The 16,965-nt window shown below is 53.7% G+C and carries 19 protein-coding genes; 17 read left to right on the plus strand and 2 right to left on the minus strand.

Annotation, left to right across the window (positions count from 1 at the left end; translation table 11 throughout):
• Positions 1–189 precede the first annotated feature (189 nt).
• From AUP42_RS08985 to AUP42_RS09010, 6 genes are all read left to right on the plus strand, one after another.
• Positions 190–1,032, plus strand: coding sequence for a substrate-binding periplasmic protein (locus tag AUP42_RS08985; RefSeq protein ID WP_231858209.1), 843 nt, complete (start codon positions 190–192; stop codon positions 1,030–1,032).
• Positions 1,033–1,222: 190 nt separating this feature from the next.
• Positions 1,223–1,690, plus strand: a complete 468-nt coding sequence (locus tag AUP42_RS08990; RefSeq protein WP_062951091.1) for a PaaI family thioesterase — start codon at positions 1,223–1,225, stop codon at positions 1,688–1,690.
• A 63-nt stretch (positions 1,691–1,753) separates the two neighbouring features.
• Positions 1,754–2,926 (plus strand): isovaleryl-CoA dehydrogenase, encoded by a 1,173-nt coding sequence (locus AUP42_RS08995; protein ID WP_062951092.1) that lies wholly within the window; start codon positions 1,754–1,756, stop codon positions 2,924–2,926.
• A 29-nt stretch (positions 2,927–2,955) separates the two neighbouring features.
• Complete coding sequence (locus tag AUP42_RS09000) at positions 2,956–4,143, plus strand: acetyl-CoA C-acyltransferase (RefSeq protein WP_062951094.1); 1,188 nt, start codon at positions 2,956–2,958, stop codon at positions 4,141–4,143.
• A 106-nt stretch (positions 4,144–4,249) separates the two neighbouring features.
• Positions 4,250–4,870: a carbonic anhydrase gene (locus AUP42_RS09005; protein ID WP_062951096.1), complete on the plus strand. Its 621-nt coding sequence runs from the start codon at positions 4,250–4,252 to the stop codon at positions 4,868–4,870.
• 69 nt (positions 4,871–4,939) lie between these two features.
• Positions 4,940–6,073 (plus strand): acyl-CoA dehydrogenase, encoded by a 1,134-nt coding sequence (locus AUP42_RS09010; protein ID WP_062951098.1) that lies wholly within the window; start codon positions 4,940–4,942, stop codon positions 6,071–6,073.
• On the opposite strand, the gene AUP42_RS09015 is transcribed toward AUP42_RS09010, so the two are convergent.
• Together AUP42_RS09015 and pspF are read right to left on the minus strand one after the other, a co-directional pair.
• Entirely contained in the window at positions 6,070–6,525 is a 456-nt protein-coding gene (locus AUP42_RS09015; RefSeq protein ID WP_062951100.1) for a hypothetical protein, read from the minus strand. The genes AUP42_RS09010 and AUP42_RS09015 overlap by 4 nt on opposite strands.
• A 15-nt stretch (positions 6,526–6,540) precedes the next feature.
• On the minus strand, positions 6,541–7,545 hold the full coding sequence (gene pspF, locus AUP42_RS09020; RefSeq protein WP_062951102.1) for a phage shock protein operon transcriptional activator: 1,005 nt from the start codon (positions 7,543–7,545) through the stop codon (positions 6,541–6,543).
• Between the two features lie 169 nt (positions 7,546–7,714).
• Here pspF and pspA point away from each other — a divergent pair, with 169 nt between their 5' ends.
• From pspA to AUP42_RS09075, 11 genes are all read left to right on the plus strand, one after another.
• Positions 7,715–8,380, plus strand: a complete 666-nt coding sequence (gene pspA / locus AUP42_RS09025; RefSeq protein WP_062951104.1) for a phage shock protein PspA — start codon at positions 7,715–7,717, stop codon at positions 8,378–8,380.
• Positions 8,381–8,436: 56 nt separating this feature from the next.
• Entirely contained in the window at positions 8,437–8,685 is a 249-nt protein-coding gene (pspB, locus tag AUP42_RS09030; RefSeq protein ID WP_062951106.1) for an envelope stress response membrane protein PspB, read from the plus strand.
• The gene (locus AUP42_RS09035) at positions 8,682–9,260 is read left to right on the plus strand and encodes a PspC domain-containing protein (protein ID WP_062951108.1); all 579 of its coding nucleotides are present in this window, start codon (positions 8,682–8,684) and stop codon (positions 9,258–9,260) included. The genes pspB and AUP42_RS09035 overlap by 4 nt, the downstream gene beginning before the upstream one ends.
• Before the next feature lie 260 nt (positions 9,261–9,520).
• Positions 9,521–10,897, plus strand: coding sequence for an ATP-binding protein (locus AUP42_RS09040; protein ID WP_062951109.1), 1,377 nt, complete (start codon positions 9,521–9,523; stop codon positions 10,895–10,897).
• Between the two features lie 107 nt (positions 10,898–11,004).
• Complete coding sequence (locus AUP42_RS09045; RefSeq protein WP_062951110.1) at positions 11,005–11,574, plus strand: EndoU domain-containing protein; 570 nt, start codon at positions 11,005–11,007, stop codon at positions 11,572–11,574.
• Positions 11,575–11,596: 22 nt separating this feature from the next.
• A complete protein-coding gene (locus tag AUP42_RS09050; protein ID WP_062951111.1) occupies positions 11,597–11,929 on the plus strand; it encodes a hypothetical protein in 333 nt (110 codons plus the stop codon).
• A 62-nt stretch (positions 11,930–11,991) separates the two neighbouring features.
• A complete protein-coding gene (locus tag AUP42_RS09055; RefSeq protein WP_231858210.1) occupies positions 11,992–13,122 on the plus strand; it encodes a serine hydrolase domain-containing protein in 1,131 nt (376 codons plus the stop codon).
• 141 nt (positions 13,123–13,263) lie between these two features.
• Positions 13,264–13,722, plus strand: coding sequence for a MarR family winged helix-turn-helix transcriptional regulator (locus tag AUP42_RS09060; RefSeq protein ID WP_062951124.1), 459 nt, complete (start codon positions 13,264–13,266; stop codon positions 13,720–13,722).
• Between the two features lie 14 nt (positions 13,723–13,736).
• Positions 13,737–15,830 carry an FUSC family protein gene (locus tag AUP42_RS09065; protein ID WP_062951125.1) on the plus strand — a complete coding sequence of 698 codons (2,094 nt, stop codon included), beginning with the start codon at positions 13,737–13,739 and terminating at the stop codon, positions 15,828–15,830.
• On the plus strand, positions 15,827–16,030 hold the full coding sequence (locus AUP42_RS09070; RefSeq protein ID WP_062951126.1) for a DUF1656 domain-containing protein: 204 nt from the start codon (positions 15,827–15,829) through the stop codon (positions 16,028–16,030). Before AUP42_RS09065 ends, AUP42_RS09070 begins: the two co-directional genes overlap by 4 nt.
• Before the next feature lie 8 nt (positions 16,031–16,038).
• Positions 16,039–16,932, plus strand: coding sequence for an HlyD family secretion protein (locus tag AUP42_RS09075; protein WP_062951128.1), 894 nt, complete (start codon positions 16,039–16,041; stop codon positions 16,930–16,932).
• The last annotated feature ends 33 nt before the right edge of the window (positions 16,933–16,965 follow it).

Here is a 16,965-nt window from a genome sequence, read left to right on the forward strand (position 1 = left end):
AGATTTTAAAAGAAGCCTCCGCTCTGCGGGGGCTTCTTTGGTTTCTGTCTCATCGCGCAGTTGGAGAATGTCTGTGATAATGTGCTAAAAAACATATTCTGTATGATGAATATGTTCGTGTGCCTTCTTACATACTTCACAAAACAATCGACGCTGTGTGATCGATAATGCAGTTGGAGAGTGGTGGATATGCAATTTATAACCCGGACAGGGTTTGCGGGGGCGGTTTGTGCTGCCGGACTGTTGCTGGCAAATATTGCACATTCCCACGACGCATCGCAGCATCTTGCCGTCAATGATGATGGCGGGCGCGATTGTACCCGTCTGCTGGCATCCGGAAATCCTGATTATCCGCCTTATCTCTGGCCAGCAGAAGATGGCAGCAATCATTTGATTGGCGCGGCAGCAGATTTTCTTCAGCGCGTTGGCGAAGCTGCGGGTATCGTGATCGAGGTTGTTAATACCGGCAGCTGGGGGCGCGTGCAGCAGCATATGCGCGAAGGCGGAATTGATATGATTGCCGGGGCTTTCTTCACCGTTCCGCGGCTCGAATACATGGATTATTTTTATCCCGCATTTCAGGGGACGCGCACTGTCATCTGGACCAAGGACAATATCGATATCAATTATCGCCAGTGGTCGGACCTTCGCGGGCTTGAAGGTCTTACCGTGATCAATAACAGTTTTGGTCAGGGGTTTGATACCTACGCGGCCCAAAACCTGACGATCCGCGAAGTCCCAAGTCTGGAACAGGGCCTGAAGATGCTGGATCGTGATCGCGGCGAATATCTGATTTATGAAGAATTTCCCGGCAAAGCTTTTGCTGCGCGGGAAAATATTGACGGAATTCGCAGTTACGACGTCCCGGTCAGTGAAGAAAGCCTGTATCTGACCATGTCACACAAGTCGCCATGCAATACTGGTGCATTGCGCGGCCGGATCGCGCAAGCCTTGTTCAAGCTGGTGAACGACGACGTGATGACTGATATGCTCGAAGCCAGCATCGCCCGCTGGAGCGCGGGTACAAACTGATCCCTGCTAATCCCAGAAAACTTCTGAAAACCGGCACCTGACCTATTGCGATCATAAATCGGTATAGTTGTGCGGATTTGATTTGACGTTAACGTAAACGTTAACTAAAACGGAATCGCGTCACAACCCGTCATTCCCGGTTATTAAAAAGATTGGGCCGGAATGGCCGCAGGCAGAACAGGACCGAGAAATGGCACAGTTTGAGCCGCAAAATCCGAATTATGATGTCGAAGTCCGACATCGGTTTCGTCAGCAACCCTACAATCTGTCGATTGGGGCTGAGGTCATCGACGTGAAGCCGGGGCGGGTCGAGATTGTGGTTCCGTCGCGTGCCGATCTGATCCAGCATAATGGCTATTTTCACGGCGGCCTGATTGCCGGGCTTGCGGACATTGCAGGCGGTTTCGCCGGATGGAGCCTTGTTGCCGAAGATCAGGGCATGCTGACCATCGAATACAAGCTTAATATCGTTGCACCGGGCATCGGGCAGGAATTGCGGGCGGTGGGTGAAGTCGTTTCGCGCGGCAGGTCGATTATTGTTACGCGCATTGATGTTTTCGGCAGCAAGGATGGTGCACCGGTTCTGTGCGCGACTTCGCTTCAGACACTGAAAGTGATGAAGCTGCCGCCAGAACTTCTGGGCGACGCAGCGGCTTAAACCATCAAGCGGGTCTTATACCCGTGACCAAACAGAACTCCATTCCAGGGCAGGATAATTATCATGGCATTTTTCGAATTTCCCGGATTGAAATTTGATCTCGGCGATACTGCAGAAGCGATCCGAGAAACCGTTTCATCCTTTGCTGAGGCCGAAATCGCGCCGCGCGCCGCCGAAATCGATGAAAAAAATGAATTTCCCAGCGATCTGTGGCGCAAGTTTGGTGATCTTGGTCTGCTGGGTATGACGGTTCCCGAGGAAGATGGTGGCACCGGCCTTGGCTATCTTGAACATGTGATTGCCATGGAAGAAATCAGCCGCGCATCGGCCTCGGTTGCTCTTTCCTATGGGGCGCATTCCAACCTGTGCGTCAATCAGATCAAGCGTAACGCCAATGCCGAACAAAAGGCAAAGTATCTGCCAAAGCTGATGAGTGGCGAGCATGTCGGTGCGCTGGCCATGAGCGAGCCGGGGGCCGGTTCGGATGTGGTATCGATGAAGTTGCGTGCCGAGAAAAAGGGCGACCGTTTCATCCTGAATGGCAACAAGATGTGGATCACCAATGGCCCGGATGCCGATACGCTGGTGGTCTACGCCAAAACCGATATCGATGCCGGTCCCAAGGGAATTACGGCTTTTATCATAGAAAAAGGTTTCAAGGGGTTCTCGACCGCGCAGAAGCTCGACAAGCTTGGCATGAGGGGCTCCAATACCTGTGAGCTGGTGTTTCAGGATTGCGAAGTGCCCGAGGAAAACATTCTTGGCAACCTGAACGGTGGTGTCCGTGTTCTGATGAGCGGCCTTGATTACGAGCGTGCTGTTCTGGCAGCAGGCCCGACCGGCATCATGCGCGCCTGCATGGATGTGGTCGTGCCTTATATTCACGAACGCAAACAGTTCGGCAAAGCGATTGGCGAGTTTCAGCTGATGCAGGGCAAGATTGCCGATATGTACACCACGATGAATGCCTGCCGGGCCTATGTTTACGAAGTTGCCAAGGCATGTGATCGTGGTGAAACATCGCGCAAGGATGCCGCTGGTGTGATCCTTTATGCTGCGGAAAAAGCAACCTGGATGGCGCTTGAAGCCATTCAGACGCTGGGTGGCAATGGCTATATCAACGAATATCCGACCGGCCGCCTGTTGCGCGATGCCAAGCTTTATGAAATCGGTGCTGGAACAAGCGAAATCCGTCGCATGTTGATCGGCCGTGAGCTTTTCGGTGAAACCGCCTAATCCCCTATTTGGAATACAGGATCAGATTCATGAGCAATTCAGACCCCATCGTTATCGTTTCCTGCGCCAGAACCCCGATGGGCGGCATGCAGGGTGATTTTGCAACCGTTACCGCATCCGAACTGGGCGGCGTTGCCATCAAGGCCGCGCTTGAACGTGGCGGTGTTGCATCCGACGATGTAGACGAAGTCATCATGGGTAATGTTCTGCCCGCCGGTCAGGGGCAGGCCCCGGCGCGTCAGGCGGCATGGAGCGCAGGCATCCCGCGTTCCGCCGGTGCAACGACGATCAACAAGATGTGCGGATCGGGCATGAAAGCCGTGATGTTTGCCCATGATATTCTGTGTGCTGGCAGTGCCGATGTCATGGTCGTTGGTGGTATGGAAAGCATGACCAATGCACCCTTCCTTCTGCCCAATATGCGTAGTGGCCAGCGGTACGGTCATACCGAGGTCTATGATCACATGGCGCTGGACGGGCTTGAGGATGCCTATGAAAAGGGTCGTTCAATGGGCACCTTTGCCGAGGCGACAGTTGATAAATATGGCTTTACCCGTGAACAGCAGGATGATTATGCAATCACGTCATTGACGCGTGCACAGAATGCGGCAAATGCCGGGCATTTCGATACGGAAATTGCCCCGGTGTCATTTACCACCCGTAAAGGCGATGTAACCATTTCCGCCGATGAACAGCCGCCCAAAGCGAAACCGGAAAAAATCCCGACCTTGCGTCCGGCATTCCGTAAGGACGGTACCGTGACAGCGGCTCATTCGGCATCCATTTCGGACGGTGCGGCGGCAATGGTAATGATGCGCCAGTCCGAAGCAGAAAAACGTGGTTTGAAACCTTTGGCGAAAATCATGGGACATGCAACCCATGCGCAAGAGCCGTGCTGGTTCACGACCGCCCCGATTGACTCGATTAAAAAAGTGCTGGCGAAAACCGGTTGGGCCAAGGATGACGTTGATCTTTGGGAAATCAACGAAGCCTTTGCTGTGGTGGCAATGGCCGCCATGCGTGATCTCGACCTTGACCATGGCAAAGTCAATATCCATGGCGGTGCCTGTGCGCTTGGCCATCCGATTGGTGCGACCGGTGCACGTCTGCTGGTGACTTTGATCCATGCACTTAAAACCCATGGTGGAACCAGGGGGGTGGCATCACTTTGTATTGGTGGCGGCGAAGCAACTGCGGTCGCCATAGAGCTTTTGTGAGCCAGATTAAAGTTGTTCTAAAAATCAGTGATTGGGGCTACCAACTTGCGCGAATTCACCCTATTTTGTCGCCAGAGTGATTGACGAGGATGAGGGAATTCGCGTGATGTCAAAACCGACAGTCGACCGGATGCTTGCCGGATTTAAAAGCTTCAAGGCGATGTATTACGAGCAACGCCCTGAACGAGTAGAAGATTTGGTCAATATGGGCCAAAAGCCGGAAGTTCTGCTGATTGCCTGTTCGGACTCCCGTGTTGATCCGGCGATTTTGACCAATGCCGAACCGGGTGAGATGTTCGTCGTTCGTAACGTGGCAAACCTGGTGCCGCCTTATGAGCCTGACGAGAATTATCACGGAACGTCAGCGGCGATTGAATTTGCCGTTCGCGATCTTAAGGTCAAGGATATCGTCATTCTTGGTCATTCGGGATGTGGTGGTATGGCGGCTTTGGTCGAGCATGGTGACGCGGGCAAGGTGCCTGATCGTGACTTTATCGGCGAATGGGTCAGCATTGCGAAATGCTGCCTTCATCACGGGCCGGATGTGGATAAGGTGTCCCGGCATTCGATCCGTAATTCGCTTGAAAATCTGATGACTTTCCCGTTCATCAAGGAACGGGTCGATGCCGGTGACCTTAACCTGCATGGTTGGTGGTACGGCATGAAGGAAGGCATCCTGTGGCGTTTTGATGCCGAGCAGGACAAATTTGTTCAGGGCGAAGAATAGGCCCGGCCTGATGAAAACGATCTTCTGATCGCATGGCTGGTGCATCGCCCAATGGGGAGGATGGCCGCCATGCGGTTGGAAGAACATCAGATCATGGTGCGCGATACCGCGCGCGAGTTCGCCGAAAATGAACTCAAACCTCATGCCGCAAAATGGGACATCCACCATACCTTTCCGGCCGAAGCGATTGCCGGATTGGGAGAACTTGGCTTTTTGGGCATGCTGGTGCCCGAAGAATATGGCGGGGCGGGCATGGATCATGTCGCCTATGCGCTGGCACTCGAAGAAATAGCTGCTGGCGATGGGGCAACATCCACCATCATGTCGGTGCATAATTCGGTCGGGTGTATGCCGATCCTGAAATTCGGTACCGAAGATCAGAAAGAAAAATATCTGGTCCCGATGGCGCGCGGCGAAAAGATCGGCGCGTTCTGTCTGACCGAGCCGCAAGCCGGATCGGATGCCAGTTCCTTGCGGACGCGTGCCGTGCGCGATGGTGATGACTGGATTATCAACGGCTCCAAACAATTCATAACATCGGGCAGTGAAGGCGATGTTGCAATTGTGTTTGCCGTGACGGACCCGGAAGCAGGCAAACGTGGTATTTCTGCCTTTATCGTGCCCACCGACACGCCGGGCTATGTGGTGTCACGGGTCGAGGAAAAGCTTGGACAGAATGCATCGGATACCTGCCAGATCACCTTTGTTGAATGCCGTGTTCCGGCGGAAAACATGCTGGGTGCAGAAGGTCAGGGGTACAAGATCGCGCTTGCGAACCTTGAGGGCGGGCGCATCGGTATTGCCGCCCAGTCGGTCGGCATGGCGCGTGCTGCGTTCGAAGCTGCGCGCGATTACGCCAATGAGCGCGAAACGTTCGGTAAAAAAATCATTGATCATCAGGCGGTGGCATTCCGCCTTGCCGATATGGCTACCAAAATCGATGCTGCACGGTTGCTGGTGCATCGTGCAGCAGCGTTGCGCGATGATGGCAAGCCCTGCCTGACCGAGGCCTGCATGGCAAAGCTTTATGCGTCTGAAATTGCCGAACAGGTTTGTTCTGCCGCGATCCAGATTCACGGCGGCTATGGTTATCTGAAAGACTTCCCGGTCGAACGGATTTACCGTGATGTCCGGGTGTGCCAGATCTATGAAGGCACATCCGATATCCAGCGTATGGTGATCGCGCGGTCGCTGGCCGATTAAATGCCGGGTGGTGGGCCAAATCGATCTAGATAGCGTTCGGCGCGGGGCAATGCGTTGTGAAGAAACTGATCTGGTTCGCGCAACCAAAGGCCTTTGATTTCCTTTGATTTTTGCTCCGATATCAGAACGTTACGAGGCAGCAGGGTAAGTTCTGCATTCCATCCCGGCCAGCGTTGTCTCGCCCGCTTGAAATAATGGGCGATTAGGTCGGTGCGCTTGCTGTAACCATGATAGTCAAATGCCCACTCGTTCCATATGACGATAATATGGCTGCCGGTATAACCTTCAAACGGGCGAAGCCAGAGTGGCTGCATTGTCCTTGTTGTGTGCCGATCAAGAAAGGCGTGTGCGAGAATGTGACACGCACCGCAGGCAAAAAAGACCCTGTCGGGTAGGTTCCAGCGTTTGGCCGGATCGGATTTGCAGTAATTTTTGGTACGGGGCTGATACATGCCTGTGTTCCGGGTCTATTTTCCGGGATGCACTTTGTGTTTGTCGAGTAATCGGCGGAACTGATGATAATTCAGGCTGAGTTGTTTGGCGGCTTCGGTCTGATTGTTGGCGTTGTCTGCCAGTGCCTTTTCCAGAAGGCGAATTTCGAAGGTTGCGACTTCTGATTTGAAGTCGATGCCGGTTTCGTCGCCTGAGTTTTGGGGCGCAGCCTTGGCCGGGGCGGCGGCTTTGGCTCCGGTTTCGGACCATATGTTGGCAAAGGGATCAAGTGCGATACGCCCAAGCGGGTTTTCGTCATCTTCAGCCAGATAAAGGCTGCGTTCAACCGCGTTGCGCAATTCGCGGACATTGCCCGGCCATGAATGGGTCAGAAGCTGTCGTGCGGCGGTGGGAGTAAAGCCAGCAAAAACGGAACGTGACAGGCGCTTGGTCATTTCAAGGGCGAATTGTTCGGCAAGCGGCAGAATATCATCGGATCGTTCTCGAAGTGGCGGTACGGCAATTACATCAAAGGCAAGGCGATCAAGCAGGTCGGCGCGGAATTTTCCCTGATGGGCCAGTTCGCGCAGATTTTCATTGGTGACGCCAATCACGCGGGTATCGACTTCAATTACGTCAGAGCCGCCAACGCGTTCTATTTCACCGTATTCAACAACGCGCAGAAGCTTTTCCTGCACCATCGGGCTGGCGGTGGCGATTTCGTCCAAAATAATGGTGCCGCCATGTGCGCGTTCAAATCGTCCGACATGGCGTTTGGTGGCTCCGGTAAACGCACCGGCTTCGTGACCGAATAGCTCGGTATCCAGCAGGCTTTCGGTCAGGGCCGCGCAATTGACTTTGATCAGGGGGCCGCCCCAGCGCCGGGACAGATAATGCAGGCGTGATGCAATCAGCTCCTTGCCCGACCCGCGTTCGCCGATCACCAGACATGGCCGTTCAATCGGCGCCAGACGTGAAACATGTTCAAGGGCGGCCAGAAAAACGGGGTCTTCGCCCAATATTGGCTGCAAACTATCCATTTCGCGAAAAACGTTATCGAAAAACGATATTAAAGTCGCGAAAAATATAACTTTCCAAGAGTGATGATATGTTAAATCATTGATTTTGTTGAAAAATAAAACTGGCACGCTGCCTGCAATAGTTGGATCAGAATTTTTGCGTCCCCCGTATTCTTAAGGAGATCAGACAATGGGCGTGTTCTCGCGTTTGTCCGATATCGTAAATGCCAATATCAACTCGCTTCTGGATCGTGCTGAAGATCCGGAGAAAATGGTTCGATTGATGATCCAGGAAATGGAAGATACCCTGGTCGAAGTTCGTTCCGCTGCCGTCAAGGCGATTGCCGACAAGAAGGAAGTAGAGCGCAAGCTCAAGAAACTTCATGACGGTCAGCTTGAGTGGGAAGGCAAAGCAGAATTTGCCATTTCCAAAGGCCGTGATGATCTGGCGAAAGGTGCGTTGATGGCGCGTCGTCGTCTGGCCGATCAGAGTGCCGTGCTGGAGCGCGAGCTTGAAGTGATTGAGGAAACGCTTGGCAAGTTCGATGATGATCTGAACAAGCTTCAGAACAAGCTCAACGAAGCCAAGGGCAAGCAGCGTGCAGTTGAAATCCGCATGCAGACCGCCGAAAAGCGTGTCAAGATGCGTGAAAAACTGCATTCCGGTCAGATCGACGAAGCGCTTCTGCGCTATGAGCAGATGGAGCGTCGCATTGACGAGCTTGAAGCTGGCGCGGACTCCTGGGACCTTGGTCGCGGGCAGAGCCTTGAAGAGCAGTTCGATGATCTTGAAGCCGAGCTCGGGATCGAGGACGATCTGAAAGAGCTTAAGGCTCGGGTCAAAAAAGACAAATAATCAGCGGTTTGCGTGTTTCGATGCGATAAGCTGCAACAAAGGTTGAGCTGACTGAGATGTGGGCGATTGCTGTACCGCTAATTGTGTTTGTTGTCGTTGTCGGTCCGGTATGGGTTGTGTTTCACTACATAACACTCTGGAAACGGATGAAAGCCGAACAGCAAAAATCCAGTCCGGAACAGGTGGCGAAGGAAAAGGAAATCGTCGCCATGCTGAAAGGCCGGGCAGAACGCCTTGAAAATCGTGTCGAAATACTTGAACGCCTGTTGGATGCCGAGGTTGCCGAATGGAGGAACAGGATATGACTGCCCAGCAAGCTGCTGCCGGTGCCGGTTATCAGCGCGGTCACAAGAAACATCGTCATGGCGGATGCCGTTTCCGGCATCATGACCAGGATGGCAAGGAATGCGGTGGCGTCATTCGCAGGACAACACGCGGGATCGCGGAGAAGTTCGGTATCCCGCGCAAAGGGGTTCTGATCGCCTTCATCCTGATCCTGATTTTCAGCTTCCCTGTCGGTGTGTTGCTGTTTGCCTTTGCATGGGCCTATGTGCATCATCCGGAATGGTTTGATGGTCTGCGCGGCAAATTCCGCGGGGCCGGTCGCCCGGGAACATATAATGCCTCGACCACGCATGCCGGTGCGACCGAAGAACGTCCGACGATGGGTGTCGATTTCGAGGAGCCCTGGATGGAAGATCTTCGTGAGAAATTCGATGATCTCGAACGTCGGACCGGTTCGATGGAAGGTTATGTGGCTTCCGGCGATTACCGGCTCGCTTCCGAGCTTGAAAAGATGAAAAAGGACGATGCCAGCGACAAGCATGATGTCGATGGTAAATCTGACGACGCTTCATCCTCCCCCAACGATAAAGCGTAACGCATGCTGTGATGACGCCGGTATCACCCCCCCCTGCCTTGCAGTGATACCGCATGATATTCAGCATTGCTGCCTGACCGGGCCTGTTTTGCAGGCCCGGTTTCTTTTTGAGGAACTTTGGATTAATCGCAAGTATTTGCTGAAAAATGCCGAAATAGCGTTTATCACTATACCTAATTTAAAGGTTTTCCCGTTTAGCTTGATGCCGAACGTGCGGCGGGCATGCCGGAAAATCAGCCGGAAAACGGGGTGGGGTGATAATGGCGACCATGATTGAACATCCGGGCGAGCAGGACTTCCTGCACCGGCTGATGCTTGATAATCCATGGTGGGATGGCATCACCGACGATCTGGTTCATGATCTGCCGCAACGTGCCTTTTTCAAACGGTTCTGGACGGCGGTTGAAAAGAATGACGGATCAAAGGCCGTTGTTTTAACCGGGCCACGTGGGGTTGGCAAAACCGTCATGCTGCGTCAGGCGGTGGCTGAATTGCTGAATGCTGATACCCCGCGACGTCATGTTTGCTACATCTCGCTTGAACATCCGCTGTTTCTGGAAATCGACCTGCCGCGTCTGCCAAAGCTTCTGCGTTCCGTGCGGGGCATATCGGCGGACCATCCGCTATGGCTGTTTATCGACGAGGTTTCCTATCAGCGTGACTGGGAAGACCGGATCGCGAAATTGCTGGTCACTGATCCGATGTTGCGCGTGGTCGCGGTTAGCGCGCTGGCGCCAAAGAAGGATGCACTTGGTCATATTCAAAGCCTGTTTTTACCGCCCTTCAGTTTTGCCGAATATCTTGAGCAGCGCGGGATCGCACCATCGGATGTGTTGCCGCAAACCCCGAATGTAGGGCGCTATACCGCCGATATTCCCGATGGCCTGATCGAGCTTAACGATCTGTTCGAGGCCTATATCAATGAAGGCGGCTTCCATGATCGTGATGGCGAGGCGGGGTCGATCCATCGGTCACTTCATTCGGATCTTCCGGGGCTGCATGGCATTTCAAGCCCGTCGGATCTGCATCGGCTGTTTGTGCTTCTTGCCTATAACACGGGTGCAGAATTTTCGATCGAGACACTGGCGCGCGAGCTTGATATCGCCAAAAACACGCTGCGCCGTTATCTTGAATATCTTGAAAGTGCGTGGCTGGTGCGCAGGCTTGAGCGGGTTGATCAGGACGCCAAGCCATTTCAGCGCGCGGTGGCGTTCAAGGTGCATTTGATCCATCCGGGTCTTCGAACTGGCCTGATCGGTGCCAAGGCGATGGATAGCGGAACGATTACCCGGTTGGCGGAAACCGCGATCCAGACCCAGTTCCTGACATCAAGTGTAGGGATTGAAAGCCTGTATTACGCACGCTGGGGGCATTACGAGGTGCCGTTTGTCTTCCTTGATCGGCGCAGCGGAACACCGCTTTTTGCCTATCACTGTCTGTGGCGGGATGAAGGTATTCGCAAACCCAGGGAAATCCGCGCACTGGTCAATTTCCGCACCAGTCATGCCTTGCCACTTGGGGCATTCGTCCTGACCAAGGCGCAATGGCATGGCGGTAAAATCGGTGGCGTGCCAATGCGTTTTGAACCTGCGAGTGTCCTGGCACTTCGGATCGGGCTGGAATTCTCGCAGCTCTAATGTCGTGGCTTCACAGTGCAGGGTTGGTGGCGTCTGTTCCGGGCAGTATGTCGCGGCCCTGACGGTTGCGACAGGAACTGCATAGGACAAGGCAAAGGAGGTCGTTTATGACGACACTTTCAAAGCTTTCCCGAACTTTCGCAGCCGCGACCCTGCTGGTTTGTGGGCTGTTTATGCTCAGTGCTGCATCTGCAACGGCACAGATTGCGTGCCCGGTCGGCACGATCACAAATGCCGGCCTGCCCGACATCAATGGCGACCATGTTTTCTGTGGTGAGATTAATGGCAAAGGCAAAGCTGTCGGTTTCCACTCCCGCCCCGGAGGAAATAATCCTGCGGGTGGGGGGATTACGAATGTTGTGATCACCCAGACAGCGAACCCGATGGGAATTTACAACATATCCTTCGATAAGAACGGGGTTCCGAAATCGATTTCTACCATGTTCCCCGATAGCTGTTCCCAGGATGAGGTTGTGAACTCCATCCTTTATGCTGAAGCCAATCAGGAAGCATGTCCGACCGGAGCACCCGGTTGGGTGGTGTGCGGAAAAAACCGACCCGATCCGGTGTTGGCGACACAGGGGCCGTATTGTGAAGGTGCTGACGATTCAAACCGTTTCTATATTGCGGTAGGGGTCAATGGTGGAAACATCAACACCGCGTTCCCGCTGCGTTAACCGTGAAATGTGAGGTTTGAAAATGGCAGGCGGTGAAATGATGGTGCCCGATTGGCCCGGCAGGATTGTTGGCGACGAAGGGCATGATCGCATCGCCGCCTGTCTTGTTATGGATATTCAGAATGCACCGGAATGGGCGCAGATCGTGCTTGATCGGGTCGATGCCGTTATCAATGGCGACGAAGGCCATTGGGAGATGGCAATGAATGCCTATATTTTAAAAGTGGACCCGGCCATTTGTGAAATTGCTCCGGCATATGAAGAGCAGGGCGAGGAGATTGTCTGGGTGCCGTCTTCGGAATTTCGTGCAGCACTGGTCGCATGGATAAAACAGATGGATAAATCAACGGGTTAATCAGCCGATAAGCAATTTGATCAATGCTGGCGCCAAATTTGACGTTTTGCGGGGACAAAATCGTGATTGCAGGCCTTTGGCGGCTTTGGATGCCGGTGCTTTTTATGCTGATCGCCGCGCTATCGGCATCGCAGGTGGCGTATGCCGCGGAAAAAACAGAACCGGGCGATCCGCTGGTCAAATTTCTGCGGCAATATGTCGAGCAGGCCGGTTTGCCGGGGGCAGTGATCGGCATTGGTTATGGTGACGGCCAGATGCGCTTCGCCGCGACCGGATATGCTGCGGTGAATCCTGACAAGGGCATGACCCGGGAAAGGCAGTTCTATATCGGGTCGCTGACCAAGATGATGACCGCGGTGGTCGTGTTGCAGCTGGCGTCTGAAAAGCGGATTGATCTTGCTGATCCGATTGCCAAATGGCTTCCCGAAGAGTTTCGCGACAAGATTGCCAACGCCAGAATTGCCACCATCCGCGATCTTTTGCGCAACAGCTCGGGCATTCCCGATTATCTGGATGGGGAGTTTTTCTTTGAGCTGGTTGGGCGCGATCCCCAGCATGGATGGCGTAATCGCGAATTGCTGCCGCTGATTGCGGGCCGCGAGGCACATTTCAAGCCCGGAACGCAATATAATCCGTCTAACAGCAATTACATCCTGCTGGGCGTTTTGATTGAGCAGGTCGAGGGTGATCATATCGAAGCAGTGTTTAATCGGCGGATTTTCGAACCCGCTGAAATGCGCAATACATCCTTTGGCCGGTATCCGCGACCCGATGATCTGGCGCGTGGTTTCGATGATGCCAATGGGGATGGCAAGCTTGAGGATGTGACTGATTTTGATGTTGGTGATCAGTTAGCCGATGGCGGGGTGATTTCAACTGCAGAAGACCTTTTGAAATTCGGGCGGGCTCTGTTTGCAGATGGCATTCTGCTTGGCCCGAATGCACTGGAACGTGCGACGACCGATACGCTGTTTGCCGGGGAAGGTTCCTATGGCTATGGCATGATGATCGGCAATACCGACTGGGGTCCGGTCTGGGGACATGATGGAATTTATTTCGGGTATTCCGCGGAATTTTCGTGGTTTCCGAAGCAGGGTGTCACGATTGTTTTTCTGTCCAATGGTCGGGCATTGAACGAGGTGCCACCTGTGACGGGGCTGCTGTTGTCGGGCCTGTTTGGTAAGGCTCAATAGCGCGGCCATTGTTTAACTCATTGAATATAGATTGATAATTTTCATTCTGCCATGTGCAGAGGTGGATTTATGCCCGTGACGCATAACAGATAGGATTATAATAGTTAGAATCCTATCTAATTTTTCTGTTATGTTTTGCGCATGGAAAACAATGATCCCGATACCCCTTATCTGAGCCTTGGAAGCACGTTGATGCGTGTCGCACGCTGTTGGCGGCGCGAGATTGACCGCACATTGCAGTCGCATGGGCTGTCTCAAACCACGGTGATGCCCCTGATTGTTCTCAATCGGGCAGCCGGTCCGGTGCGGCAAGGTTTGATCGCAGATGAGATCGGTGTTGAAGGCCCATCGCTTGTGCGGGTTATTGATGCACTGGAACGCGATGGGCTCATTTCGCGGGTATGCGATCTGAGCGACCGGCGTGCCAAACTGGTTGCGCTGACGGCAGCAGGCAAAGACAAAGCCGCCGAGATCGAAGTCATTCTTGCCGATATCCGCAACGAACTGACGGCTGATATCGACCCCGAAAATCTTGCGACCACGCTTGATGTCATGCAGCAATTGCTTGGCAAGCTGGCGCAACGCGACAGCGAAGCTTAGAGGAGGGGGACAAGATGTTTGCAAATGTTCTTGCCCTGCGTCCCAAAGGTGCTGACTGGCTGTTTTCGGCAAAAACGTTTGCTGCTGCGGTTCTTGCATTGTTCATTGCGCTGGCATTTGATCTTGATCGGCCTGTCTGGGCGATGGCAACGGTCTATATCGTTGCCCATCCTTTGTCCGGTGTTCTGGCGTCCAAGGCGATTTATCGTGTGATCGGAACGATCATTGGGGCGGTTGCGGCGATTGTAATGGTGCCCAATCTTGTGAATGCGCCGGTTTTGCTTTCGCTTGCGCTCGCTCTTTGGGTTGGTGGCTGTCTTTATCTATCGCGGCTGGATCGAACGCCCAAAAGCTATCTTTTCATGCTGGCAGGTTATACCGCGGCTATTGTCGGTTTTCCCTGTGTCACCGACCCCGGGCTGATATTTGATACGGCGGTTGCCCGTGTGCAGGAAATTTCCCTTGGCATTATCTGCGCCACACTGGTCAGTCATATCATTTTTCCACGCCATGTCGGGCCGGTCATTGCGGCACGGATTGATGGCTGGATGGGGGATGTCGCCGAACTGGCACAGCTAAGTTTTGATGCCGGTTCTGATCCTGAAAAATTGCATCAGGACCGGACACGCATCGCGGCAGATATTGGTGAATTGCACGGGCTTTCTGTTCATCTGGGATATGAAAAGTCCCGATTTGCTGGGCGAACCCGCCAATTGCAGGCCCTGCAAAGCGCGATAGCCGCTCTTTTGCCTGTGTTTTTCGCCGTTCATGACAGAATAACAGCGCTTGTCGATTACAGTGGGAGCGTCCCCAAAGATTTGCGGGCCATTCTCGATGATGTTGCGATCCATATGGCAACCGGCCACTACGATGGATCGTCAGCGCAGGCGCTTCATACGCGAATTGCCGCATATGGTGCCGAGTTCTCGAATGCATCGGAATGGGATGGCTTGTTGCAGCTTAATCTTTGTAATCGTCTGCATCGGCTTTTGAATTTTTATTCAGATTGCTGCCGGTTGTGGGATGGGTTGCGTGTCGACAATGTTCCAGCCGACGTCGTGGATCGCTGGCGTGATAGTGCGCAGGAGCGGGCTTTGCATCGCGATTACGGTGTTGCGTTCCGGTCCGGCCTGACGGCGGTGATTGCAACCTTGCTTGTGTGCGGTTTCTGGATCATGACGGCATGGCCTGCGGGTGGGACGGCGGCGATGATGGCAGCAGTCGGTGCCAGTATCATGTCGTTCCTTGATAATCCCGTTCCGGCCTTAAAGGGCTTCATCCGTTATACTGCGATGGCAATTGTTGCAGTGATTATCTACAGCCTTGCGATTTTGCCCGCTATCGATGGTTTCCCGCTCCTTGTGATGGCGTTTGCGCCCTATTTCCTTTTGCTGGGAGTGTTGATGACTTCGCCGCAGACCTATGGGTTTGCTCTGGCGATGCTGGTCAATGTTGTGATGATCCTGAATGTCGATACCAGTTACAGCAGCGATTTTGCGACTTTGCTTGATGGCGGAATTGCTTCTCTTGCCGGTTTTGCAGTTGCCGCGGTCGTGACGGCTTTTGTCCGTAGCGTGACGGTAGATGACAGTATCCGGCGTCTGGTGATGTCGAACTGGCGCGATATCAGTGCAATCGCGCGCGGGACGGTCAGCTTGCCACGGATGGTTATGGTCCGTCGCCTGCTGGATCGGCAGGGATTGATTTTGCCGAGGCTGGCACTCGCACCGGACCATCGCGACACCCTGATCCGCGCAATGCCCGAGGTTTCAATCGCGGCCAGCATTTATGACCTGCGTCGTTTCAAGGGGCTGGCGGATCGGCGCATCGTAGCAAAGCTTGATGGCGTTTTGCGTAACATGGCCCGACATTTCGATAATCGTCGTCATGACTTCTCCGCACTGCCCGATCCGCTGATCGTTGAAGAAGTCGACGATATCCTGCGCGACGTGGTGGCGATTTCGCCCTCACCATTGCGTGGTAAATTGCTGATCCCTTTGATTGCACTGCGTCGTGCCTTGTCACGGACCGGTGCGCCAATGCTGGATCGCCCGGCAGAAAAGGCACTTGTGCCTGACCTGCCACCCCTGATGGGAGAAACCGCATGATCAATCCGACGATCGATATTTATGGCGTGTTTGTACCCGCCTTTCTGATGATGGCGCTTGGCGCCTGGTTCTGCCTGAAAGTGCTGCATGTTGGTCTTGCACGGATCGGTTTTTACAAGATAACCGCGCATCCTGCTTTGACGGATCTGGCCCTGTTCGTGCTGATCCTGACCGCACTTTCGGGATTACTTGTTCAATAGGTGACGATATGAAACCGACTTTTGCCAATTTTCTCCGTGTTTTGATGACGCTTGTTCTTGTTCTGGCGGCATCGGCTGGCGGTTATCAGCTGTATGATTACTATATGAATTCTCCTTGGACGCGAGATGGCCGGGTTAGTGCCGATGTCGTTGCGATTGCGCCGGATATCGCTGGTCTGGTCAGTGAGGTGCATGTTACCGATAACCAGATTGTTCACGCCGGGGATTTGCTGTTTTCCATTGATCCCGCCCGTTATCAGGTGGCCGTTGATCAGGCACAGGCGAAGCTTGAAAGTACCATCGCCGCACGGGATCAGGCCCAGCGTGAAATGAAACGCTACAAGGGGCTTGATAGCGACGTTGTGTCGCGCCAGAAAAAAGAACAGGTTGCAACCAACCTTGCGACCGCACAGGCAGATATGGATCTGGCCAAGGCCGATCTTGACCTTGCGGTTTTGAATTTGGCGCGTACCAAGGTTGTTGCCCCGGTGGATGGCATCCTGACAAATTTCTCGTTGCGTCGGGGAAACTATGTTGGTGCAGGGCAGGCGATTGCTGCTCTGGTCGATAGCCAGTCATTCTATGTCGCTGGTTATTTCGAGGAAACCAAACTGCCGCGTATCGCAGTCGGCGATCAGGTCGAAGTCCGTCTGATGGGTGAAGATGACGCTATTTATGGTCATGTGGTCAGCATTGCGGGTGGCATTCAGGATAGTGAACGGTCGGGTGCAGGCGGAAACCTTGCAAATGTCAAACCGACCTTTAGCTGGGTCCGTCTGGCGCAGCGCGTACCTGTGCGCGTTTCGCTTGATAACGTCCCTGAAAATGTCCGGTTGGTTGCTGGGCGTAGTGCGACGGTGACGGTGATGGGGGCACGTGGTGCCACTTTCCCGAACCTTTGATGCACGAGATTGTTAGACCATTTTCTGATTGGC

Source organism: Thalassospira lucentensis (genome assembly GCF_001613805.1).
In the GTDB taxonomy this organism is placed as follows: domain Bacteria; phylum Pseudomonadota; class Alphaproteobacteria; order Rhodospirillales; family Thalassospiraceae; genus Thalassospira; species Thalassospira lucentensis_A.